The organism is Streptomyces sp. NPDC034043 (assembly GCF_055575675.1).
Map to the genome: position 1 here is coordinate 96,726 of NZ_JBVISF010000014.1, position 22,515 is coordinate 119,240.

The 22,515-nt window shown below is 72.9% G+C and carries 16 protein-coding genes; 14 read left to right on the top strand and 2 right to left on the bottom strand.

Annotated elements, in window-relative coordinates; genetic code table 11:
- Nucleotides 1-122: 122 nt before the first annotated feature.
- The 7 genes from ACZ51S_RS28235 (at nucleotide 123) to ACZ51S_RS28265 (ending at nucleotide 7,982) form a co-directional block, all read left to right on the top strand.
- The gene (locus tag ACZ51S_RS28235) at nucleotides 123-1,667 is read left to right on the top strand and encodes a gamma-aminobutyraldehyde dehydrogenase (RefSeq protein ID WP_468803749.1); all 1,545 of its coding nucleotides are present in this window, start codon (nucleotides 123-125) and stop codon (nucleotides 1,665-1,667) included.
- Nucleotides 1,668-1,700: 33 nt separating this feature from the next.
- A complete protein-coding gene (locus tag ACZ51S_RS28240) occupies nucleotides 1,701-2,948 on the top strand; it encodes a polyamine ABC transporter substrate-binding protein (protein WP_468887264.1) in 1,248 nt (415 codons plus the stop codon).
- A gap of 76 nt (nucleotides 2,949-3,024) precedes the next feature.
- Nucleotides 3,025-4,173 carry an ABC transporter ATP-binding protein gene (locus ACZ51S_RS28245; protein ID WP_468477889.1) on the top strand — a complete coding sequence of 383 codons (1,149 nt, stop codon included), beginning with the start codon at nucleotides 3,025-3,027 and terminating at the stop codon, nucleotides 4,171-4,173.
- Entirely contained in the window at nucleotides 4,170-5,099 is a 930-nt protein-coding gene (locus ACZ51S_RS28250; RefSeq protein ID WP_388941926.1) for an ABC transporter permease, read from the top strand. Before ACZ51S_RS28245 ends, ACZ51S_RS28250 begins: the two co-directional genes overlap by 4 nt.
- Nucleotides 5,099-5,893 (top strand): ABC transporter permease, encoded by a 795-nt coding sequence (locus ACZ51S_RS28255; RefSeq protein WP_467890998.1) that lies wholly within the window; start codon nucleotides 5,099-5,101, stop codon nucleotides 5,891-5,893. The genes ACZ51S_RS28250 and ACZ51S_RS28255 overlap by 1 nt, the downstream gene beginning before the upstream one ends.
- Nucleotides 5,894-5,915: 22 nt before the next feature.
- On the top strand, nucleotides 5,916-7,334 hold the full coding sequence (locus ACZ51S_RS28260) for an NAD(P)/FAD-dependent oxidoreductase (protein ID WP_468803747.1): 1,419 nt from the start codon (nucleotides 5,916-5,918) through the stop codon (nucleotides 7,332-7,334).
- A gap of 180 nt (nucleotides 7,335-7,514) precedes the next feature.
- Nucleotides 7,515-7,982: a bifunctional DNA primase/polymerase gene (locus ACZ51S_RS28265; protein WP_468477887.1), complete on the top strand. Its 468-nt coding sequence runs from the start codon at nucleotides 7,515-7,517 to the stop codon at nucleotides 7,980-7,982.
- A gap of 79 nt (nucleotides 7,983-8,061) precedes the next feature.
- On the opposite strand, the gene ACZ51S_RS28270 is transcribed toward ACZ51S_RS28265, so the two are convergent.
- A complete protein-coding gene (locus tag ACZ51S_RS28270) occupies nucleotides 8,062-8,574 on the bottom strand; it encodes a phosphatase PAP2 family protein (RefSeq protein ID WP_468803746.1) in 513 nt (170 codons plus the stop codon).
- Between the two features lie 407 nt (nucleotides 8,575-8,981).
- On the bottom strand, nucleotides 8,982-10,316 hold the full coding sequence (gabT, locus tag ACZ51S_RS28275) for a 4-aminobutyrate--2-oxoglutarate transaminase (protein ID WP_388941913.1): 1,335 nt from the start codon (nucleotides 10,314-10,316) through the stop codon (nucleotides 8,982-8,984).
- A gap of 240 nt (nucleotides 10,317-10,556) precedes the next feature.
- Between gabT and ACZ51S_RS28280 the strand changes: the two genes are divergently transcribed.
- From ACZ51S_RS28280 to ACZ51S_RS28310, 7 genes are all read left to right on the top strand, one after another.
- Nucleotides 10,557-12,920, top strand: coding sequence for an ATP/GTP-binding protein (locus ACZ51S_RS28280; protein ID WP_468803745.1), 2,364 nt, complete (start codon nucleotides 10,557-10,559; stop codon nucleotides 12,918-12,920).
- Nucleotides 12,921-13,031: 111 nt separating this feature from the next.
- The gene (locus ACZ51S_RS28285) at nucleotides 13,032-14,612 is read left to right on the top strand and encodes a PucR family transcriptional regulator (protein WP_468803744.1); all 1,581 of its coding nucleotides are present in this window, start codon (nucleotides 13,032-13,034) and stop codon (nucleotides 14,610-14,612) included.
- A 198-nt stretch (nucleotides 14,613-14,810) separates the two neighbouring features.
- Nucleotides 14,811-16,256, top strand: coding sequence for an aldehyde dehydrogenase family protein (locus tag ACZ51S_RS28290; RefSeq protein ID WP_468962354.1), 1,446 nt, complete (start codon nucleotides 14,811-14,813; stop codon nucleotides 16,254-16,256).
- Between the two features lie 195 nt (nucleotides 16,257-16,451).
- Nucleotides 16,452-18,401, top strand: coding sequence for an acyl-CoA dehydrogenase family protein (locus ACZ51S_RS28295; protein ID WP_468477883.1), 1,950 nt, complete (start codon nucleotides 16,452-16,454; stop codon nucleotides 18,399-18,401).
- A 94-nt stretch (nucleotides 18,402-18,495) separates the two neighbouring features.
- The gene (locus ACZ51S_RS28300; protein WP_468477882.1) at nucleotides 18,496-19,815 is read left to right on the top strand and encodes a hypothetical protein; all 1,320 of its coding nucleotides are present in this window, start codon (nucleotides 18,496-18,498) and stop codon (nucleotides 19,813-19,815) included.
- Nucleotides 19,816-19,827: 12 nt separating this feature from the next.
- Nucleotides 19,828-21,090: a 1-deoxy-D-xylulose-5-phosphate reductoisomerase gene (gene dxr / locus ACZ51S_RS28305; RefSeq protein WP_468477881.1), complete on the top strand. Its 1,263-nt coding sequence runs from the start codon at nucleotides 19,828-19,830 to the stop codon at nucleotides 21,088-21,090.
- Nucleotides 21,087-22,388 (top strand): M50 family metallopeptidase, encoded by a 1,302-nt coding sequence (locus tag ACZ51S_RS28310; RefSeq protein ID WP_468477880.1) that lies wholly within the window; start codon nucleotides 21,087-21,089, stop codon nucleotides 22,386-22,388. Before dxr ends, ACZ51S_RS28310 begins: the two co-directional genes overlap by 4 nt.
- Nucleotides 22,389-22,515 lie beyond the last annotated feature (127 nt).

Here is a 22,515-nt window from a genome sequence, read left to right on the forward strand (position 1 = left end):
CATTTGGTCGACCGATTCCGTCGCGTGATCAAAAGGCAACAACGGAATCCCTTGGCGCGGGGGATCACCTCTGCCAGGATCGGCACTCAATTCGAGCTGTAGCTACGGAGAGCGTGAGAGCGATGGGTAACCGCTTCCAGGTCAAGGACCGCTTCGCAGACGGCGCGCAGTACATCGACGGACGGCTCCGCTCCGGCACCTCGGGGCGGTCGCACACCGTGGTAGACCCCGCCACCGGCGAGGAGGTGCTCACGTACGAGCTGGCCGGCCCGGCGGACGTGGACGAGGCGGTGGCCGCCGCCAAGCGGGCCTTCCCCGCGTGGTCGGCCGCCACTCCGGGTGAGCGCTCGGACGCCCTGCACCGGCTGGCCGGCGTACTGGCGGAGCAGGCGGAGGACTTCGCGTACGCCGAGTCCCTCCAGTGCGGCAAGCCGCTCAGGCTGTCGACGGAGTTCGACGTGCCGGGGACCATCGACAACACCGCCTTCTTCGCCGGCGCGGCCCGCCACCTCCAGGGCCAGGCGGCCGGCGAGTACTCGGCGGACCACACCTCCTACGTGCGCCGGGAGGCCATCGGGGTCGTCGGCTCCATCGCCCCCTGGAACTACCCCCTCCAGATGGCGGCCTGGAAGATCCTCCCGGCCATCGCCGCGGGCAACACGATCGTCCTCAAGCCCGCCGAGCTCACCCCGCTGACCTCCCTGATGTTCGCCCAGGCGGCCAAGGAGGCGGGGATCCCCGACGGCGTGGTCAACATCGTCACCGGCGCCGGGCGCGACGCCGGCGAGCACCTGGTCGGCCACCCCGACGTGGTGATGACCTCCTTCACCGGCTCCACCGCGGTCGGCAGGAGGGTCGCCGAGATCGCGACCGCCACCGTCAAGCGGCTCCACCTGGAGCTCGGCGGCAAGGCGCCCTTCGTCGTCTTCGACGACGCCGACCTGGAGGCCGCCGCCCAGGGCGCGGTCGCCGCCTCGCTCATCAACACGGGCCAGGACTGCACCGCCGCCACCCGCGCCTACGTGCAGCGCCCCCTCCACGACGCCTTCACGGCGCGTGTCGCCGAGCTGATGGAGACCGTCCGCCTCGGCGACCCCTTCGACCCGGCCACCGACCTCGGCCCGCTCGTCTCGCACGCCCAGCGCGACCGGGTCGCCGCGTTCGTCGAGCGCGCCCGCTCGTACGCCACCGTCGTCACCGGCGGCGAGATCCCGCGGACCGGGGAAGGGGGGACCAGCCTCGCCGCGGGCGCGTACTACCGGCCGACCCTCATCCGCGACGCCGCGCAGGACAGCGAGGCCGTCCAGTCCGAGATCTTCGGCCCGGTCCTGGTGGTCCTGCCCTTCGACACCGACGACGAGGGCCTGGCCCTGGCCAACGACACCCCGTACGGTCTCGCGGCCTCCGCCTGGACCCGCGACCTCTACCGGGCGGGCCGCGCCACCCGCGAGCTCAAGGCGGGCTGCGTCTGGGTCAACGACCACATTCCGATCATCAGCGAGATGCCGCACGGCGGCTACAAGGCGAGCGGCTTCGGGAAGGACATGAGCGCCTACTCGTTCGAGGAGTACACGCAGGTCAAGCATGTGATGTTCGACAATACTGCGGTGGCCGCGAAGGATTGGCACCGCACGATCTTCGGGGACCGACAGAAGCCGGCCGTCTGACCAGTGGCCATTCCTCCCGAAAGGGCAACGCGCATGGAGCAGTTCGAGCCCGACCGCCTCTCGGCGGCGCAGACCGCCGCGATGCGGCGCAGCCTCAGCAGCGGACGGGGCGCCCTCACCCGCCGCTCGCTGCTGCGCGCCTCCGGCGTCGGGGCGCTCACCCTGGGCGGCCTCTCGGCCCTCACCGCCTGCGGCATCCCGCCCGCCAAGCGGGAGGGCGGCGCCGTGGCGTCCGACGACCACTCGGACAAGGAGAAGGAGATCGTCTTCTCCAACTGGACCGAGTACATGGACACCAGCGACGACGAGAAGACCCGTCCCACGCTGGAGGAGTTCACCAAGCGGACCGGGATCCAGGTCAAGTACACCGAGGACATCAACGACAACGTCGAGTTCTTCGGCAAGATCCGCCCGCAGCTCGCGGCCGGCCAGGACACCGGCCGGGACCTGATCGTCGTCACCGACTGGCTCGCCGCCCGCATCATCCGTCTCGGCTGGGCGCAGAAGCTGGACCCCTCCCGCCTCCCGCACGCCTACGCCAACCTGATCCCGCAGTTCCGCAGCCCCGACTGGGACCCGGGCCGCGCCCACAGCTACCCCTGGACCGGCATCGACACCGTCATCGCCTACAACTCCAAGGCCACCGGCGGCAAGAAGGTCGACTCCGTCACCCAGCTCCTCGACGACCCCTCGCTCAAGGGCCGCGTGGGCTTCCTCACCGAGATGCGCGACAGCGTCGGCATGACCCTCCTCGACCAGGGCAAGAACCCGGCGAACTTCACCACCGCGGACTTCGACACGGCGATCGGCCGCCTCCAGAAGGGCGTGGACACCCAGCAGATCCGCCGCTTCACCGGCAACGACTACACCGCCGACCTCGACAAGGGCGACCTGGCGGCCTGTCTCGCCTGGGCGGGCGACGTCATCCAGCTCCAGGCCGGCAACCCGGACATCAAGTACGCGATCCCCGCCGCCGGATACATCACCTCCAGCGACAACCTGCTGGTCCCCGTCAAGGCCCGGCACAAGGCCAACGCCGAGAAGCTCATCGACTACTACTACCAGCCCGAGGTCGCCGCCCGGCTGGCGGCGTTCATCAGCTACGTCTGCCCCGTCGACGGCGTCAGGGAAGAACTCGCCAAGATCGACCCGGCGCTCGCGGACAACCCGCTGATCGTGCCGGACAAGGAGATGGCAGCCAAGGCCCACGCCTTCCGCTCCCTCACCAGCGAGGAAGAGACGGCGTACGAGGAGAAGTTCGCCAAGCTCATCGGCGCCTGACCGGGCCCACGCACCGGCACCCCACCCGCGCCCCGTCCGTCCCCTTCCCCCGACACACCACCGAAGGCCCAGGCCCATGACCGACAAGACCGCGAGCGGCGACGTACGCCTCGCCGGGATCAGCAAGCACTACGGCTCCTTCACCGCGGTGCATCCGCTGGACCTCACCATCCCCCAGGGCTCCTTCTTCGCCCTGCTCGGCGCCTCGGGCTGCGGGAAGACCACCACCCTGCGCATGATCGCCGGCCTGGAGGAGCCCTCCACCGGCACCATCGCCCTCGGCGACCGCGAGGTCACCCACCTGCCGCCGTACAAGCGCCCGGTGAACACCGTCTTCCAGAGCTACGCCCTGTTCCCGCACATGGACGTCTTCGAGAACATCGCGTTCGGCCTGCGCCGCCGCGGTGTCGCCTCCGTCAGGAAGCAGGTCGACGAGATGATCGGCCTCGTCCAGCTCGGCGAGCACGCCCGCAAGAAGCCGCACCAGCTCTCCGGCGGGCAGCAGCAGCGCGTGGCCGTCGCCCGCGCCCTCATCAACCACCCCCAGGTCCTCCTGCTCGACGAGCCGCTGGGAGCCCTCGACCTCAAGCTGCGCCGCCAGATGCAGCTGGAGCTCAAGCGGATCCAGACCGAGGTGGGCATCACCTTCGTCCACGTCACGCACGACCAGGAGGAGGCCATGACCATGGCCGACACGGTCGCCGTGATGAACGGCGGCCGCGTCGAGCAGATGGGCGCCCCCGCCGAGCTGTACGAGAACCCGCGCACCACCTTCGTCGCCAACTTCCTCGGCACCTCGAACCTCATCGAGGCCTCCGTCGAGTCCACCGGGTCCGACGTGACCGTCTCCGCCTCGGGCACCACGCTGCGGCTGCCCGCCGCCCGGTGCTCGACCACGCCCCGCGCGGGCGGAAAGCTCCTCGTGGGCGTGCGCCCCGAGAAGATCTCCCTGGTCCCGGCGGCCGAGGAGTCCGCCGTCGCGGCCGGCCGCAACAAGGTCGCGGGCAAGATCGCCGATTCCTCGTTCATCGGCGTCTCCACCCAGTTCGTCATCGACAGCCAGATCTGCCCGGGCCTGGAGGTGTACGTCCAGAACATCGAGCGCGACAGCCGCCTCGTCCCCGGCGCCGACGTCGTCCTGCACTGGAACCCGGAGCACACCTTCGGCCTGGACGCCGCCCAGGACATGGAGGCCGGCATCGAGACGGTCGAGGAGGGCGCATGACGGCCACCGCGGCGCCCCCCGAGGCCCCCGCGCCCGCCGGGCCCCCGGTCCACCGGGCGGCCCTGAAGAAGCGCCTGGTCCCGTACTGGCTGCTGCTCCCCGGCATCCTGTGGCTGCTCGTCTTCTTCGTGCTGCCGATGATCTACCAGGCCTCCACCTCGGTGCAGACCGGCTCGCTCGAAGAGGGCTTCGAGGTCACCTGGCACTTCCGGACCTACTGGGACGCCCTGACCGAGTACCTCCCGCAGTTCCTGCGCTCCCTGCTCTACGCCGGCACCGCGACCGCGCTGTGCCTGCTGCTCGGCTACCCGCTGGCCTACCTGATCGCCTTCAAGGCGGGCCGCTGGCGCAACCTGCTGCTGGTCCTCGTCATCGCCCCCTTCTTCACCAGCTTCCTGATCCGCACCCTGGCCTGGAAGACGATCCTGGCCGACGGCGGCCCGGTCGTGGGCGCCCTCGACGCGGTGGGCTTCCTCGACGTCACCAGCTGGCTCGGGATGACCGAGGGGAACCGGGTCCTGGCGACACCGCTCGCGGTGGTCTGCGGCCTGACCTACAACTTCCTCCCCTTCATGATCCTGCCGCTCTACACCTCGCTGGAGCGCATCGACACCCGCCTCCACGAGGCCGCGGGCGACCTGTACGCCACCCCCGCCACGGTGTTCCGCAAGGTCACCTTCCCGCTGTCGATGCCGGGCGTGGTCTCCGGGACCCTGCTCACCTTCATCCCGGCGAGCGGCGACTACGTGAACGCCGAACTGCTCGGCTCCACCGACACCCGGATGATCGGCAACGTCATCCAGTCGCAGTACCTGCGGATCCTCGACTACCCGACAGCGGCCGCGCTGTCCTTCATCCTCATGGCCATCGTGCTGATCATGGTCACCATCTACATCCGCCGAGCGGGGACGGAGGACCTGGTCTGATGCGTTGGCTCCGCCGCAATCTCGTGGTCATCGCGGGCCTCGCCACGCTCGCGTACCTGATCCTGCCGAACGTCGTCGTGACGGTGTTCTCCTTCAACAACCCCACCGGACGGTTCAACTACGCCTGGCAGGAGTTCTCCCTCGACGCCTGGAAGGACCCCTGCGGGGTCGCCGACCTGTGCGGCTCCCTCGCGCTCTCCCTCCAGATCGCCCTGTGGGCCACCATCGGCGCCACGGTCCTCGGCACCGCCATAGCCTTCGCGCTGGTCCGGTACCGGTTCCGGGCGCGCGGTGCGGTGAACTCGCTGATCTTCCTGCCGATGGCCATGCCCGAGATCGTGATGGCCGCCTCGCTGCTCGCCCTCTTCCTCAACATGGGCATCCAGCTGGGCTTCTGGACCATCCTCATCGCCCACGTGATGTTCTGCCTCAGCTTCGTCGTCGCCGCCGTCAAGGCACGCGTCCTGTCGATGGACCCGCGCCTGGAGGAGGCCGCCCGCGACCTCTACGCCGGACCGGCGCAGACCTTCCTGAGGGTCACCCTGCCGATCGCGGCCCCCGGAATCGCGGCGGGCGCGCTGCTGTCCTTCGCGCTCTCCTTCGACGACTTCATCATCACCAACTTCAACTCGGGCAACACCGTCACCTTCCCCATGTTCGTGTGGGGATCGGCCCAGCGCGGTACGCCCGTCCAGATCAACGTCATCGGCACGGCGATGTTCGTCATCGCGGTGCTGGTGGTCCTCGCCGGCCAGTGGGCCGGCAACCGCCGCAAGAAGGCACAACCGAAGTAGATCCCGTAGGGAGTTGGAAGACATGGCCCCAGTCGCCATGCGCAGTGTTGCGAAATCCCTTTCCGAAGCGAAGCCGGTCTCGTACTGGCTGGACGACCCCGGCCGCCCGGCTCCGCAGCCGGCCCTCACCTCCGACGAGCGCTGCGACCTGCTGGTCGTCGGAGGCGGCTACAGCGGCCTGTGGACCGCGCTGCTCGCCAAGGAGCGCGACCCCGGACGGGACGTCGTACTGATCGAGAGCAAGGAGGCGGGCTGGGCCGCCTCCGGCCGCAACGGCGGTTTCTGCGCGGCCTCCCTCACCCACGGCCTGGCCAACGGCCTGGCCCGCTGGCCCGGTGAGCTGGCCAAGCTGGAGGAGCTGGGCGCCCGCAACCTCGACGCCATCGAGGAGGCCGTCGCCCGCTACGGCATCGACTGCGACTTCGAGCGCACCGGCGAGATCGACGTGGCCACCGAGCCGCACCAGGTCGAGGAGCTGCGGGAACTGCACGAGCAGGCCCGCCGGCTGGGCCTCGGCGCCGGCTCCGAGTGGCTGGAGGGGGAGGAGCTGCGCGCGGAGATCGACTCGCCCACCTTCCTCGCGGGCCTGTGGGACCGCGACGGCGTGGCCATGCTCAACCCGGCGAAGCTGGCCTGGGGCCTGAAGCGGGCCTGCCTGGAGCAGGGCGTGCGGATCTACGAGAACACGCGCGGCCTGAAGCTGGCGCAGGCGGGCGCCGGGATGACGGTGGAGACCCCCTACGGCACGATCCTCGCCCGCCGGGTCGCGCTGGGCACCAACATCTTCCCGTCGCTGGTGCGCCGGATCCGCCCCTTCACCGTCCCGGTCTACGACTACGCGCTGATGACCGAGCCGCTGGACGAGGCACAGCTGGCCTCGATCGGGTGGAAGAACCGCCAGGGACTGGGCGACAGCGCCAACCAGTTCCACTACTTCCGGATCACCAGGGACCACCGGATCCTGTGGGGCGGGTACGACGCGGTCTACCCCTACCGGGGGAAGCTCGACTCCGAGTACGACCACCGCCCCGAGACCTACCTCAAGCTCGCCGAGCACTTCTTCACCGCCTTCCCGCAGCTGGAGGGGGTGCGCTTCAGCCACGCCTGGGGTGGCGCCATCGACACCTGCTCCCGCTTCTCGGCCTTCTTCGGCACAGCGCACCGCGGCAGGGTGGCCTACGCCGCCGGGTACACCGGCCTGGGCGTGGGGGCCACCCGCTTCGGCGCCGACGTGATGCTGGACCTGCTCGACGGCCTCTCCACCGAGCGCACCCGGCTGGAGATGGTGAGGTCCAAGCCCATGCCGTTCCCGCCCGAGCCCCTCGCCTGGACCGGGATCGCCCTCACCAAGTGGTCGCTGGCCCGCGCCGACGCCCGGGGCGGCCACCGCAACCTGTGGCTCAGGACGCTGGACCGCCTCGGGCTCGGCTTCGACAGCTGACCCCCGTACGTCCCCGCGCACACGCGTACGCCGGCACGCGCGTACGCCCCGGCGCACGCCCGCGGTCCGTCCGTGTGCGCTTCACCTCCACGGAGTAACGCAACCCGCGTCATAGCCCCGCCCGGCCCCGCTCTCTCCCGGTGAGAACCACACCGAGAACGAGACGACGGAGGCCGGGCGATGACGCTCCCGGGAGCGAGGACCGCGGTGGAATGGCTGGTTTCGGCGGCACCGGATCCGGCTGCATGCCGCTGGGAATGGGAGCGCAACCCCCTCGGGGTCGCCCTGCTGCCGGCCGGCCGGCAGTGGGACGTGCTGATCGTGCCGGGGGAGCTGGGGCGGCCCGCCCTCGACGTGCTGCGCCTGCTGTCCGGTCCGCCCGGCCCGGTGCTGGCCGACTTCAAGGACGCCAAGGTGGGTTTCTTCGTGCCCCCGGGCACGGCGGCCCGCTGGATCGGCACGGGCGTACGGGGAGCCGGGCGCGGGACCTGGATCGTGGTCCCGTACCCCGGCCGGGCGACCGGCGGGGTCCGCTGGCTGGAGGTCCCGGACGGGCGCGGCACGCTCACCGACCCGGCGGTGCTGGAGCTCGCGCTGCACGAGGCCGCGGCGGCGCGGGCGCGGGCGGAGGAGTCCCGCAGGCCCTGACCGCACGGCCCCCACGGGCTCCGGCCGCCGCCGCTCCCCGGCGGCGGACCGGGCTCCCCCCCCCCGGTGCGGCCGGGACTCAGCTCCCGCCCCGGCCTCCGGCCGCCCGGCGCACCCCCAGCAGCAGCGGCACGCACAGCAGGACGCTGGCCAGCACGTCGAGGGGCCAGTGGAACCCGCGCAGGACCAGGCCCGCGGCCGTCGCCGCCGACAGGGCGAGGGCGGCCGCCACCGGCCAGGGACGGCGGGTGCAGGGGGCGAGGAGCAGCGCCGCGCCCACGTAGGCGGTCAGGGCCGTCGCCGTGTGGCCCGAGGGGTAGTACCCGGCGGCCCAGGGCTCCAGCGGGCCCGGGCGGGCGGTCCACGCCTTGAGCGGGACGATCAGCGCCGGCACCAGGGCCATCGCCAGGCCGGCCGCGAGCGCGGCGACGCGCCGGCCGCGCCAGACGGCGTACGCCATGGCCAGCACGAGGACGGGGACGGCGACCGGGACGTTGCCCAGGTCCGCGAGGCGCTCGGTGACCGCGTCCGGGACGGTGCGCACGAGGGCGCGGCTGAGCGCGTGGTCCGGGACCAGGAGCGGCCCCGACACCAGGACCTGCCAGGTGATCAGGGCGAAGAGGCCGAGGCACAGGGCCGTCGGGAGGATGGCCGGCCACCCCGGAACAGGGGGGATGGTTCCGGGGCGGCCGCCCTGACCGGGTTGCCGTTCGCCCCGGGGGGTTTGGGGCGGACGGCCGTCCGATCTGCGAGGAGTGTGCGCGAACGCATGACCAGTACGGCGCTGGGGAAGCCCGGTACCGGTGTCGCCCCCGGTCTCCCGGAAACGGTCTGTCTCACTCATCTGCAGAAACCGTACGCCAGCGAAAGGGGGACCGACAGCGGGAACGCGCTCCCGCCATCGGCCCCCCACAGCTTCTTCACAGCGCCGCCCCGTTACCGGTGGTAGGGGGCGGGTGCCGCGTCCAGGCGTTCTAGGCCTTCGAAACTGACGTTCGGTCAGAGGGCCGCGAAAGCGCCCTCGATGATGTCCAGGCCCTCGTTCAGCAGGTCCTCGCCGATGACGATCGGCGGGAGGAAGCGGAGCACGTTGCCGTAGGTGCCGCAGGTGAGGACGAGCAGGCCCTCGGCGTGGCAGGCCTTGGCGAGCGCGCCGGCCGCCTCCGGGAACGGGGTCTTGGAGACCGGGTCCTTCACCAGCTCGATCGCGATCATGGCGCCGCGGCCGCGGATGTCGCCGATGATCTCGTACTTCTCCTGCATGGCCGTCAGACGGGCCTTCATGACGGACTCGATCTTCTTCGCCGCGGCGTTGAGGTCGAGCTCCTTCATGGTTTCGATGGAGCCGAGCGCGCCGGCGCACGCCACCGGGTTGCCGCCGTACGTGCCGCCCAGGCCGCCCGCGTGGGCGGAGTCCATGATCTCGGCGCGGCCGGTCACGGCGGCGAGCGGCAGACCGCCCGCGATGCCCTTGGCGGTGGTGATCAGGTCCGGGACGATGCCCTCGTCCTCGCACGCGAACCACTGGCCGGTGCGGCAGAAGCCGGACTGGATCTCGTCGGCGACGAAGACGATGCCGTTGTCGTTGGCGAACTTCACGATCGCAGGGAGGAAGCCCTTGGCGGGCTCGATGAAGCCGCCCTCGCCGAGGACCGGCTCGATGATGATCGCGGCGACGTTGTCGGCGCCGATCTGCTTGGTGATCTGGTCGATCGCCTGGGCGGCGGCCTCGGGGCCGCAGTTCTCGGCACCGGTGGGCCAGCGGTAGCCGTAGGCGACCGGGACGCGGTAGACCTCGGGGGCGAACGGACCGAAGCCCTGCTTGTACGGCATGTTCTTCGAGGTCAGCGCCATCGTCAGGTTCGTACGGCCGTGGTAGCCGTGGTCGAAGACGACGACGGCCTGGCGCTTGGTGTACGAACGGGCGATCTTGACGGCGTTCTCGACGGCCTCGGCGCCCGAGTTGAACAGCGCCGACTTCTTGGCGTGGTCGCCCGGGGTCAGCTCGGCGAGCGCCTCGCAGACCTCGACGTAGCCCTCGTACGGCGTGACCATGAAGCAGGTGTGCGTGAAGTCGGCGAGCTGCGCGGACGCGCGGCGCACCACGGCCTCCGCGGAGGCGCCGACCGAGGTCACGGCGATGCCGGAGCCGAAGTCGATCAGGCGGTTGCCGTCGACGTCCTCGATGATGCCGCCGCCCGCGCGGGCCGTGAAGACGGGGAGCACGGAGCCCACGCCGCCGGCCACCGTCTCGAGGCGGCGGGCCTGCAGCTCCTGAGACTTGGGGCCGGGGATCGCGGTGACGATGCGACGCTCCTGCGGGACAGCGGTCATAGAGGGCTCCTGGGGGGTGTTTTCGGACGCACTTGTGTCTTTGTCCGCAGGCTAGGCCCGGCGGAGGGGGTAAGGCATGCTCCGTTCGGGAGTGGTGTCCGCGTGTCCTTGTCCGCGACGGCCATAGGAAGGAACCGGCACCCGTCCCGCGGATCACCGCGGGGTGCGGGGCCAAGGGCCCGGCCGGGCACTAGATTGAGCGCCGCGGCGCGTTGGGAACGGGCAGGGGGCAGGGGTTTCATGAACACCGAGGGCACGCACGACGGACCGTCGACCCGCGAGGGTCACGTCCCACGGCCAGCGGGCCCGCAGCCGCCGCCAGGGGCCCCGCCGAAGCCCCGGCACGCCCCCGCCGTCGGCGGCCCCTTCACCGACTGGCTGCGCACCCCGCGCCCGGGGGCCGAACCGGGCGTCTGGCGCTTCGGCCACGTCCCGCGCGCCGGGAGCGAGGAGGACCCCGCCACGGACCGGTCGCTGCTCAGCGGCGTGGTCATCTCCTTCCTCGCCTGCGTCCTGCTGTGGTCGCTGATCACCGACAACTACATCCCGTACACCGACCTGCCGGTCAAACTGCTCACCCCGCACGACTGGTGGGAGCTCGGCGGCGCGCCCAGACCCGGGCCCGGCGTCGCCGCGCTCCAGGCGTACATGCTGCTCGTCACGGGGGCGCTGGTGGTGTGGTTCAGCCGCCTCGGCTCGTGGGGCCTGGCCTTCGAACGGCTCGTCGCGGCCCGCGGACCCCGTGCGCGCGTCCTCGGCGCGGCGGCGCTGGCCCTGTTCGTCGTGGTGATCATCTGGACCCGGACCGTGCCCCTCCTCAGCCTCGTCGGCGGCCACCTGCCCTACGCGGAGATGAGCCCGGGAGTGCAGCAGCTGGTCACCTGCCTCGTGTACGGGGTGGTCCTGGCACCGGTCCTGGTCTTCTTCGCCCGGCTGGCCCGCCGGCCCGCCCCCGCCCCCGGGCCCGGGACCGCACCCGTGGAGGCGGCCCCCGGCGCCGACCCCGCCGACTGGCCGGAGCTGCGCGCGGCCGGACTCTCCGCGGCCGCCGAGCGGCTCGGCGCCGAAGCCGCGGCCGGGCGGATGAACGACGTGGACTACACCCGCATCCGGCGCGCCTGGGATTCCGTACGGGCCGACCCCAGCCGGCTGCGGGCCTTCGACACCGCAGTACGGGAGAAGGGCGCCGCCGCCTGCGTCCACCCCTCCGGCGACCGCGACCTGCCGGTCCGGGCCGCCCGCCACGACCTGCTGGCCCGCCAGGTGCTGCTCGGCACCGTCGAGGACGGGGAGCGCAACCCCTACGCCCGCCGGGGCACCGGGATCGCCCTCGACCCCGGCGTGCTCGGCACCTCCCTGCTGGCCGTCGGCCCCTCCGGCACCGGCAAGACCGCCCGCCTCGTCCGGCCCGTCGTCGAATCGCTCGCGCTCCAGGCGCTGGCCGGCCGGGCCGCCGTCGTCGCCGTCGGCGCGGCCGGTACCCAGCTCGGCCCCGACAGCGCCTACGACATCGTCGTGCGCGTCGGCGACCCCGCCTCCGTCCACGACCTCGACCTCTACGGCGGCACCGCCGACCCCGACGAAGCCGCCGGCCTCCTCGCCGAGGCCTTCGTCGGAGACGTCCCCGGCATCGACGTGCGCCGCGCCGCGACCACCCTCGCCCAGCTGATCGGCCCCTTCCGGGAGGCGTACGGCCGCTTCCCCGCCGTCCCCGAACTGCGCGAACTGCTCGACGGGGTGCCCTCCGCCCTCACCGCGCTCCGCCAGGCACTGGAGGGCACCGGCCGGCAGGCCATGCTCCGCGAGCTCGACGCGCGCCTGCGCCAGCAGGGGGCCCCCGGGGACCCCGGCCCGGCGCTCGCCGACCGGGCCGCCCTCCTCGACCGGCCCGCCTTCGCCGGCTTCTTCGACGTCGGGGCCTACGACGCCGCGGCGGCCGCCGGCGGCTTCGAGCGGCGGGGCCGCCCCTTCTCCCTGCGCGCCCTCGAACACCCCGTACGGGTCCGCGTCGACCTCCCCGAACGCGGGCACGCCGACGCGTCCCGGATGCTGGCCCGGCTGCTCCTCGCCCAGTTCAACGCCTCCGCCGCCGCCCGCGCCGACCGCTCGCTGTTCGCCTTCCTCGCCCTGGACGACGCCGCGCACACCCTGACCCCGGAGACCGTCCGCGGCGTACAGCGGCTGCGCTCGGCCAACGCCGGGGTGCTGCTGACCCTGCGCACCCTGGACGACGTGCCGGAGGCCCTGCGCACGCCGCTGCTGGGCGCGGTCGGCTGCCGGATGGCCTTCTCCGGGGTCACCACCTGGGACGGGCAGCGCTTCGCCGAGGCCTGGGGCACCGAGTGGGTCGAGACCCGGGACGTCACCCACCGGACCGTCTTCGCCGACCAGCCGCTGACCCGGGCCCTCCACGCCTTCCGCAAGCTGGTCACCGGGAAGGCCGTGACCACCGACGCGGTCACCGTGCGCCAGGTGGAGCGCGAACGCTGGTCCGCCTCCGAGCTGGCGCACGCCGTCCCGCCCGGCTGCGCGGTGCTGTCGCTGACCTCCGTACAGGGGGAACGAGCCGCTCCGCTGCTGCTCCGGCTGTCGGGGACCGGCTGAGGACCGGCTGAGGGGACCCGTACGGGGTGGCAGAATCGAAAGGGGTCGTTCATACGACGTGGCGAAGACCCGCTCCGCGGCCCCGTCCCCTCCCTCCCCGTCTGGAACCCGATGCCGCTCACCCTTGCCTCGCTCGTCCAGCACTCGGCGCTCAAGCTCACCGTCCGGGCCGGGGAGAACCGCCTCGACACCCCCGTGCGCTGGGCCCACGTCAGCGAGCTCGCCGACCCCGTGCCGTACATGGAGGGCGGCGAGCTGCTGCTCGTCACCGCGATGAAGCTCGACGCGGACGACCCCGAGGAGATGCGCCGCTACGTCCGGCGGCTGGCCGCCGCCGGGGTCGTCGGCATCGGCTTCGCCGTCGGGGTCAACTACGAGGCCATTCCCGAAGCGCTGCTCCAGGCCGCCCGCGAGGAGGACCTGCCGCTGCTGGAGGTGCCGCGGCGCACCCCGTTCCTCGCCATCAGCAAGGCCGTCTCCGCCGCGCTGGCCGCCGACCAGTACCGCGCCGTGACCGCCGGCTTCGAGGCGCAGCGGGAGCTGACCCGGGCCGCGCTGTCCCCCGACGGCCCGGCCGACCTGCTGACGAAGCTGGCGGCCCACGTGCACGGCTGGGCCGCGCTGTACGACACCTCCGGCGCCGTCGTCGCCGCCGCCCCCGACTGGGCGGCGCGGCGGGCCGCCCGGCTCACCCCCGACGTGGAGCGCCTGCGGGAGCGGCCCGCGCCGGCGAGCGCGGTGGTGGGCGGCGCCGAGGACCGGGTCGAGCTCCAGTCCCTCGGCACCGGGCGCCGGGCCCGGGGCGCCCTCGCCGTCGGGACGGCGGCCCCGCTGGGCACCGCCGAGCGGTACGCGGTGCACTCCGCCGTCGCGCTGCTGACCCTGACCACCGAGCGCTCCCGGTCGCTGCACGACGCGGAGTCCCGGCTGGGCGCGGCCGTGCTGCGGATGCTGCTGGAGGGGGAGCCGGAGCACGCGCGGGCCGTGGCCGGGGACCTGTACGGGGCCCTGCTGGAGGCCCCGTTCCGCATCATCGTCGCCGAGCCGGCGCTGCCCGGGACGGCCCAGCCGGAGGGGCTGGCGCTGCTGGCCGACGCGGTGGAGTCGGCGGCGGCGCGGACCGGGGAGACGCTGCTGGTGGTCCCGGAGCCGGGCCGGCTGGTGGTACTGGCCGCCGACGGGGGCTCGGCGGCACAGGCGTGCGCCGACCACGCGGAGGCCCAGGAGTCCCGGCGCGGCCGGGACGCGGCCGGGCCGGAGCCCGACGAACTGGTGGTCGGCCTGTCGGCGCCGGCCGGCCCGGCGGGGGTCGCGGCGGCCCTCAAGCAGGCCGACCAGTCCCTCGCGGTGGCCCGGCGCCGGGGAAGGGCGCTGGTCGAGCACGAGGACCTCGCGGCGGGCTCGGTCCTGCCGCTGCTCGCCGACGACGCCGTACGCGCCTTCGCGGACGGCACCCTGCGGGCCCTGCGGGAGCACGACGCGACCGGCCGCGGCGACCTGGTGGCCTCCCTGCAGGCATGGCTCTCCCGCCACGGCCAGTGGGACGCCGCCGCCGCCGACCTCGGCGTCCACCGCCACACCCTGCGCTACCGCATGAAGCGCGTCGAGGAGATCCTCGGCCGCTCCCTGGACGACCCGGACGTCCGCATGGAGCTGTGGCTCGCCCTGAAGGCCGGCCCGCCGGCCCCCTGACGCGCGCGCCCCTCCCCGCGCACCCCTTCCGGCGCGCGCCGCACCCGCCCGAGACCGGGGCGCCGGGGGAGGGACAGTGCCAAAGCGGAGCAGGGGCGCGGGAAGGTGCTCCACGCCGGATAAACACCGAAAGCCCGGCGGAGTCCTACCGTGGTGGGGACAACGACCCACCGCACACTCCGAAGGGCCGGGATTCGCATGACTTCCACCCACGCCTTCTGGCTCGCCGGCCGCCAGGCCACCGGCCAGGACAGCTTCGACGTCCACAACCCGTGGGACGGACGTCTGGTCGGCACGGTCAGCGTGCCCACCGACGCCCAGGTCGAAGAGGCCGTGGCCGCGGCGTACGCCGTGACGGCGGAGTTCTCCGCGACCCCCGCCCACGTACGCGCCGCCGCCCTGGACCACGTGTCCAAGCGGCTCGCGGAGCGCACCGAGGAGATCGCCCAGCTGATCTCCGCCGAGAACGGCAAGCCCGTCAAGTGGGCCCGCGGTGAGGTCGGCCGTGCGGTGTCCGTGTTCCGTTTCGCCGCCGAAGAGGCCCGCCGCTTCAACGGCGGAGAGGCCCAGCGCCTGGACACCGACGCCGGCGGCGTCGGCCGCCTGGCCCTGACCCGCCGCTTCGTCAAGGGCCCGGTCCTCGGCATCGCGCCGTTCAACTTCCCGCTGAACCTGTGCGCCCACAAGGTGGCCCCCGCCATCGCCGTCGGCGCGCCGATCATCCTGAAGCCGGCCCCGGCCACCCCGCTCTCCGGCCTGATCCTCGGCGAGCTGCTCGCCGAGACCGACCTGCCGGCCGGCTCCTGGTCCGTGCTGCCCGTCGCCAACGACAAGATGCCGGCCCTGGTCAAGGACGACCGCCTCCCGGTCATCTCCTTCACCGGTTCCGACACCGTCGGCTACGCCATCCAGCAGTCGGTGCCCCACAAGCACTGCACCCTGGAGCTGGGCGGCAACGCCGCGGCCGTCGTCCTCGCCGACTGGTCCTCCGACGCCGACCTCGACTGGGCCGCGACCCGCATCGCGACCTTCTCGAACTACCAGGCCGGCCAGTCCTGCATCTCCGTGCAGCGCGTGATCGCCGACGCCTCCGTCTACGACCGCCTCGTGGAGAAGGTCGTCGAGAAGGTCCGGGCGCAGATCACCGGCGACCCCTCCGACGACGCCACCGACGTCGGCCCGCTGGTCTCCGAGGACGCCGCCAAGCGCGTCGAGTCCTGGGTGGACGAGGCCGTCTCCGCCGGCGCCAAGCTGCTCACGGGCGGCAAGCGCGACGGTGCCACGGTCGAGCCGACCGTCCTCGCGGACGTCCCGGCCGGCGTGAAGCTCGCCACCGAGGAGGTCTTCGGCCCGGTCCTGACCCTGACGAAGGTCGAGAACACCGACGAGGCCTTCGCCGCCGTCAACGACTCGAAGTTCGGCCTGCAGACCGGCGTCTTCACCCGCGACGTCCAGATCGCCTTCCGCGCGCACCGCGAGCTCGAGGTCGGCGGCGTGATCATCGGCGACGCCCCCTCCTACCGCGCCGACCAGATGCCGTACGGCGGCGTCAAGCAGTCCGGCGTGGGCCGCGAGGGCGTCCGCTACGCGATGGACGACTACACGTACGAGCGCGTCCTGGTCCTCACGGGCCTCGACATCTGACCGACTCGTACGGTCCCAGACCGACGGCCGGAGCCTACTGTGCGGGGGCTCCGGCCGTCCCCCTTTTCACCCCCGCCCTCCGGCGCGGGATCCCCCTTTTGCAGGCGCCCGTATTTTCCCCGGCGTCCGGAGCGGGTACGACTGACAGGTAGCACCGATCGGTAGGCCCCCCGATGCGGCGAGGTGAGTACCCGGATGTCGGCAACACGGCCCGTACAGCCCAAGGTGACCGAGCGCGAGGCGCGGCAGGTCGCGGAAGCGGCCCGCGAGCAGGACTGGCGCAAACCCAGCTTCGCCAAGGAACTCTTCCTCGGCCGCTTCCGGCTCGACCTGATCCACCCCCACCCGTCGCCCGCCGACGAGGACGTCCGGCGCGGCGAGGCCTTCCTGGCCCGGCTGCGGGACTTCTGCGAGAACGAGATCGACGGGCGGCGCATCGAACGCGAGGCGCGGATCCCCGACGAGACGGTGCGCGGGCTCAAGGAGCTCGGCGCGCTCGGCATGAAGATCGGCACCGAATACGGCGGCCTCGGCCTCACCCAGGTCTACTACAACAAGGCGCTCGCCCTCGTCGGCTCCGTCAGCCCGGCCATCGGCGCCCTGCTCTCCGCGCACCAGTCGATCGGCGTGCCGCAGCCCCTGAAGATGTTCGGCACGAAGGAGCAGAAGGACGCCTACCTGCCGCGCTGCGCCACCTCCGCGATCAGTGCCTTCCTGCTCACCGAGCCGGACGTGGGCTCCGACCCGGCGCGGCTGGCCACCACCGCCGTGCCCGACCCGGAGGACGACGACACCTACGTCCTCGACGGGGTGAAGCTCTGGACCACCAACGGGGTGGTGGCCGACCTGCTCGTGGTCATGGCCCGCGTCCCCCGGAGCGAGAACCACCGCGGCGGCATCACCGCCTTCGTCGTGGAGGCCGACTCGCCGGGCATCACCGTCGAGCACCGCAACGCCTTCATGGGCCTGCGCGGCCTGGAGAACGGCGTCACCCGCTTCCACCGCGTCCGGGTGCCCGCCGCCCAGCGGATCGGCGCCGAGGGAGCCGGCCTCAAGATCGCGCTGACCACCCTCAACACCGGCCGGCTGTCCCTGCCCGCCATGTGCGTCGGCGCCGGCAAGTGGTGCCTGAAGATCGCCCGGGAATGGTCCGGCGTGCGCGAGCAGTGGGGCCGCCCCGTCGCCCGGCACGAGGCCGTCGGGGCGAAGATCTCCTTCATCGCCGCCACCACCTTCGCCCTGGAGGCCGTGGTCGACCTCGCCTCCCAGATGGCCGACGAGGACCGCAACGACATCCGCATCGAGGCCGCCCTCGCCAAGCTCTACGGCTCCGAGATGGCCTGCCTGATGGCCGACGAACTGGTCCAGATCCGCGGCGGACGCGGTTTCGAGACGGCCGAGTCCCTCGCCGCCCGCGGCGAACGCGCCGTGCCCGCCGAACAGCTCCTGCGCGACCTGCGCATCAACCGGATCTTCGAGGGGTCCACCGAGATCATGCACCTGCTGATCGCCCGCGAGGCCGTCGACGCCCACCTCTCCGTCGCCGGGGACCTCATCGACCCCGAGAAGGACCTCGGGGACAAGGCGAAGGCCGGCGCCCGTGCCGCCGGCTTCTACGCCCGCTGGCTGCCCAAGCTCGCCACCGGCCCCGGCCAGGTGCCCGGCACCTACCGGGAGTTCCACCCGGCCGGCCACCCCGACCTCGCCACCCACCTGCGCTACGTCGAGCGCGGCGCCCGCAAGCTGGCCCGTGCGATGTTCATGGCCATGGCGCGCTGGCAGGGCCGCATGGAGACCAAGCAGGGCTTCCTCGGCCGGATCGTCGACATCGGCGCCGAGCTCTTCGCGATGAGCGCGGCCTGCGTGCGCGCCGAGCACCTGCGCGAGAGCGGCGACCACGGCCGCGAGGCCTACCAGCTCGCCGACGCCTTCTGCCGCCAGTCCCGGCTGCGCGTCGAGGAGCTCTTCGGCCGTCTGTGGTCCAACACCGACGACCTCGACCGCAAGGTCGTCGAAGGGGTCCTCGGCGGCGCCTACACCTGGCTGGAGGAGGGCGTCCTCGACCCCTCCGGCGACGGCCCGTGGATCGCGGACGCCGCCCCCGGCCCCTCCACCCGGGAAAACGTTCACCGTCCCCTGCGCTGACCTGCCATCATCGGCAGCAGACCGGACGGATGTACGAGTACGGGCGTACGGGCAGAGCACCGGTACCGGCACGAGCGCGAGGCGGGCGAGGACGATGGCGACGGCCGAGGAGGACCGGGCCCGCCGACGGCTGGCCTGGTGCGTGGCGCACCTGCTGCGCCACGCACCGCACGCCGTGGTGGCCGACCTGGTCGACCGGCTCGACGGGCCCACCCGCACGTACCTGTGCCGCGACCAGTGGCTGCCCGCCGCCGCCGTCACCCTGCTGCTGCGCCACGGCACCGACACCGACCGGCACTACATCGCCCGCAACCCGCACGTCGTCGGCCGCCCGCTGCCCGGCCTGCCCGGCCCCGCGCGGTACGCCGCCCGGCCGGGGCCCTCGCCCGAACTGCTCGCCGAGACCGGCCCCGGCCCCCTCGCCCCCGACGAGCTGATCCGCCTGCTGCGCCGGCACGGCCGCCGCCCCCGGATCCCGCTCACCCTGCTCCGCATGCCGCACCTGCTCGACCTCCACGACCCCGAACCGCTGCTGCGCGCCCACGCCCGCGCCCCGCTGCCGGCCGGCGCGGTCGAGGCGCTGCTGCTGGCGGGCGGACTGCCCCGGCAGGCGTGCCGGGCGCTGCTCGACGCGCGCACGGGTGACCCGTACGGCCGTCACTGGTACCGGCCCGCCGTCCGCGCCGTCCGGATGGGCCTGCTGACCTGCGACGAGCTCGTCGCGCACGTGGCCCCCGCGCCCCGCACCCTGCTGCTCGGCCACCTCCCCGTCGCCCGCGGGCTGCGCTGGAGCCTGCCCGAACAGGCCGAGATGCAGTCGGCCGTGCACCGCGCCCTGCGCCCCGCCCTCGGCGACGACCCCCGGCTGTGGGCCGAACTGGGCCGCCGGGCCCCCGCCTTCCGCGGCACCCTGCCCGAACTGGCGGCCGCGCTGGCCGCGGGCACCCCGACCGCGCCCGGAGACGTACGCCACGACCCGGCGCTGGCCCGCGCCGTCCGCCACCTCACCCCGGACCCGGTTCCCGCCGAGCCGGCCGGCGCGTGGGAACGCGAGCTGGCCCTGGTCAGCCTGGCCGTGCCGATGGAGACGGCCACCGAGGACGTCCGCTGGGTCCGCGACTGCCTGGACCGGGGCCTGCTCACCGGCGCGGACGTGGTCCGGCACAAGGTCCCCGCCTGCTGGGCGCTCGACGAGGACCAGTGGCTCGGGGACATAGGCCACCCCGACCGCCACGACCGCCCGGCCGCCGTGCTCGCCGCCCGCGCGGAGGCCGACCGGCTCTTCGACGCGGCCCTCGGGAACGACGCCGGGGCCTGGTGGCGGGCCGCCCGGGCGCTCCCCGACTTCGCCGGCACCCTGCCCGAACTCCTGGCGCGCGTCACGGACGGGGACTCCGTGTCCAAGCGCCCCTGAGTTGCGGCAACAATGGGGGGCATGAGCGACAGTCCAGCCCCCCTCGCCGATCCGCACCTCCTCTTCGACGCCGCGGCCGGCCGCCGGGACATCGTGATCCTCGGGTCGACCGGCTCCATCGGCACCCAGGCCATCGACCTCGCCCTGCGCCACCCGGACCGGTTCCGGGTCACCGCGCTGTCCGCCGCGGGCGGGCGCGTCGGGCTGCTGGCCGAGCAGGCACGGAAGCTGCGGGTCCAGGCCGTGGCCGTCGCCCGCGAGGACGCCGTACCGGCCCTGAAGGAGGCGCTGGGCGAGCAGTACGGCGCCGCCGAGCCGCTGCCCGAGATCCTGGCCGGGCCCGACGCCGCGACCGAACTCGCCGCCTCGCCCTGCCACACCGTCCTCAACGGCATCACCGGCTCCATCGGCCTCGCGCCCACCCTCGCGGCGCTGCGCGCGGGCCGCACCCTCGCCCTGGCCAACAAGGAGTCGCTGATCGTCGGCGGCCCGCTGGTCAAGGCCCTCGCCGCCCCCGGCCAGATCATCCCCGTGGACTCCGAGCACGCGGCCCTCTTCCAGGCCCTCGCCGCCGGCACCCGCGCCGACGTCCGCAAGCTCGTGGTCACCGCCTCCGGCGGCCCCTTCCGCGGCCGCACCCGCGCGGAGCTGGCCTCGGTGACCGTCGAGGACGCCCTCGCGCACCCCACCTGGGCCATGGGCCCGGTCATCACCGTGAACTCGGCGACCCTGGTCAACAAGGGGCTGGAGGTCATCGAGGCGCACCTGCTCTACGACATCCCCTTCGACCGCATCGAGGTCGTGGTCCACCCGCAGTCCTACGTGCACTCCATGGTCGAGTTCACGGACGGCTCCACCCTCGCCCAGGCCACCCCGCCGGACATGCGAGGCCCCATCGCGATCGGCCTCGGCTGGCCCCAGCGGGTCCCGGACGCCTCCCGCTCCTTCGACTGGACCAAGGCCTCCACCTGGGAGTTCTTCCCGCTCGACACCGAGGCCTTCCCGGCGGTCGGCCTCGCCCGGCACGTCGGTTCCCTGGGCGGCACCGCCCCCGCCGTCTTCAACGCGGCGAACGAGGAGTGCGTGGACGCCTTCCTGGCCGGTCGGCTGCCGTTCACAGCAATCATGGATACCGTCTCAGCAGTGGTCGACGAGCACGGATCGCCCGCGTCGGGAACTTCCCTGACGGTGGCGGACGTCCTCGAAGCGGAGACCTGGGCCAGGGCCCGGGCACGGGAGATGGCGGCGCGGGCCGCCGTGGAGGCGGGCGCATGACGGTACTGCTGACGGTGATCGGCATCCTCGTCTTCGTGATCGGGCTGCTGTTCTCCATCGCCTGGCACGAGCTCGGCCACCTCTCCACGGCCAAGCTCTTCGGCATCCGCGTGCCCCAGTACATGGTCGGCTTCGGCAGGACCATCTGGTCCCGCCAGAAGGGCGAGACCGAGTACGGGATCAAGGCCATCCCGATGGGCGGCTACATCCGCATGATCGGGATGTTCCCGCCCGGCGAGGACGGCAAGGTCACCGCCCGCTCCACCTCGCCGTTCCGGTCGATGATCGAGGACGCCCGCTCGGCGGCCTACGAGGAGCTCCGGCCCGGGGACGAGACGCGGCTCTTCTACACGCGCAAGCCCTGGAAGCGCGTGATCGTGATGTTCGCGGGCCCCTTCATGAACCTGGTGCTCGCCCTCGCGATCTTCTTCGGCGTCTGGATGACCTTCGGCATCAACCGGACGACCACCCAGATCGCGACCGTCTCACCCTGCGTCATCCAGCAGAGCGAGAAGCGCGACGTCTGCAAGGACGGCGACCCGGTGGCCCCGGCGAAGAAGGCCGGACTGCGGGCCGACGACCGCATCGTCGCCTTCAACGGCAAGAAGGTGGCCGACTGGGCCGACCTCCAGAAGCGGATCCGCGACACCGTCGGCCCCGCCACCGTCACCGTCGTGCGCGACGGGCAGCAGCTCAGCGTCCCCGTCACCCTGATCGCGAACCAGGTCGCCAAGACCGACGGCCACGGCGGCTACGTCAAGGGCGAGTACATCACCGCCGGCTGGCTCGGCTTCAGCCCGAAGAGCGAGATCGCCGCCCTGTCCTTCGGCGAGTCCGTCGACCACATGGCCGAGGTCGTCGACGGCAGCGTCCAGGGCCTGCTCAACCTCCCCGCCAAGATCCCCGCCCTGTGGAACGCGGCCTTCAGCGGCGCCGAGCGCGAGGCCGACTCCCCGATGGGCATCGTCGGAGCGGCCCGGATCAGCGGGGACATCGCCGCGCTGGACCTGCCCAGCGAGCAGAGGATGTCGATCCTGCTCAACGTGCTGGGCATGTTCAACCTCTCGCTCTTCCTGTTCAACATGCTGCCCCTGCTCCCCCTGGACGGCGGGCACATCGCCGGCGCCCTGTGGGAGTCCCTGCGCCGCACCGTGGCGAAGGTCTTCCGGCGCGCCGACCCCGGCCCCTTCGACGTGGCGAAGCTGATGCCCGCCGCGTACGTGGTCGCCGGCGTCTTCGTCTGCTTCACCCTGCTGGTGCTCGTCGCGGACGTGGTCAACCCCATCAAGATCACCTAGCCGTACGGCCCCCGCACCACGGCGCCACCGGAGCCGGGCACGCATCGTGCCCGGCTCCCCGCGTTCGGGTGGTGCGGCCCCTCGGATGCACGGGGCACGCGCCGCTTGGCGTAACCTCGAAGGCTGG

What these genes read in the sequence shown, in the direction of transcription:
- ACZ51S_RS28235 (WP_468803749.1), top strand. Translation starts at nt 123, where the DNA reads ATGGGTAACCGCTTCCAGGTCAAGGACCGCTTCGCAGACGGCGCGCAG.
- ACZ51S_RS28240 (WP_468887264.1), top strand. Translation starts at nt 1,701, where the DNA reads ATGGAGCAGTTCGAGCCCGACCGCCTCTCGGCGGCGCAGACCGCCGCG.
- ACZ51S_RS28245 (WP_468477889.1), top strand. Translation starts at nt 3,025, where the DNA reads ATGACCGACAAGACCGCGAGCGGCGACGTACGCCTCGCCGGGATCAGC.
- ACZ51S_RS28250 (WP_388941926.1), top strand. Translation starts at nt 4,170, where the DNA reads ATGACGGCCACCGCGGCGCCCCCCGAGGCCCCCGCGCCCGCCGGGCCC.
- ACZ51S_RS28255 (WP_467890998.1), top strand. Translation starts at nt 5,099, where the DNA reads ATGCGTTGGCTCCGCCGCAATCTCGTGGTCATCGCGGGCCTCGCCACG.
- ACZ51S_RS28260 (WP_468803747.1), top strand. Translation starts at nt 5,916, where the DNA reads ATGGCCCCAGTCGCCATGCGCAGTGTTGCGAAATCCCTTTCCGAAGCG.
- ACZ51S_RS28265 (WP_468477887.1), top strand. Translation starts at nt 7,515, where the DNA reads ATGACGCTCCCGGGAGCGAGGACCGCGGTGGAATGGCTGGTTTCGGCG.
- gabT (WP_388941913.1), bottom strand. Translation starts at nt 10,316, where the DNA reads ATGACCGCTGTCCCGCAGGAGCGTCGCATCGTCACCGCGATCCCCGGC.
- ACZ51S_RS28280 (WP_468803745.1), top strand. Translation starts at nt 10,557, where the DNA reads ATGAACACCGAGGGCACGCACGACGGACCGTCGACCCGCGAGGGTCAC.
- ACZ51S_RS28285 (WP_468803744.1), top strand. Translation starts at nt 13,032, where the DNA reads ATGCCGCTCACCCTTGCCTCGCTCGTCCAGCACTCGGCGCTCAAGCTC.
- ACZ51S_RS28290 (WP_468962354.1), top strand. Translation starts at nt 14,811, where the DNA reads ATGACTTCCACCCACGCCTTCTGGCTCGCCGGCCGCCAGGCCACCGGC.
- ACZ51S_RS28295 (WP_468477883.1), top strand. Translation starts at nt 16,452, where the DNA reads ATGTCGGCAACACGGCCCGTACAGCCCAAGGTGACCGAGCGCGAGGCG.
- ACZ51S_RS28300 (WP_468477882.1), top strand. Translation starts at nt 18,496, where the DNA reads ATGGCGACGGCCGAGGAGGACCGGGCCCGCCGACGGCTGGCCTGGTGC.
- dxr (WP_468477881.1), top strand. Translation starts at nt 19,828, where the DNA reads ATGGGGGGCATGAGCGACAGTCCAGCCCCCCTCGCCGATCCGCACCTC.
- ACZ51S_RS28310 (WP_468477880.1), top strand. Translation starts at nt 21,087, where the DNA reads ATGACGGTACTGCTGACGGTGATCGGCATCCTCGTCTTCGTGATCGGG.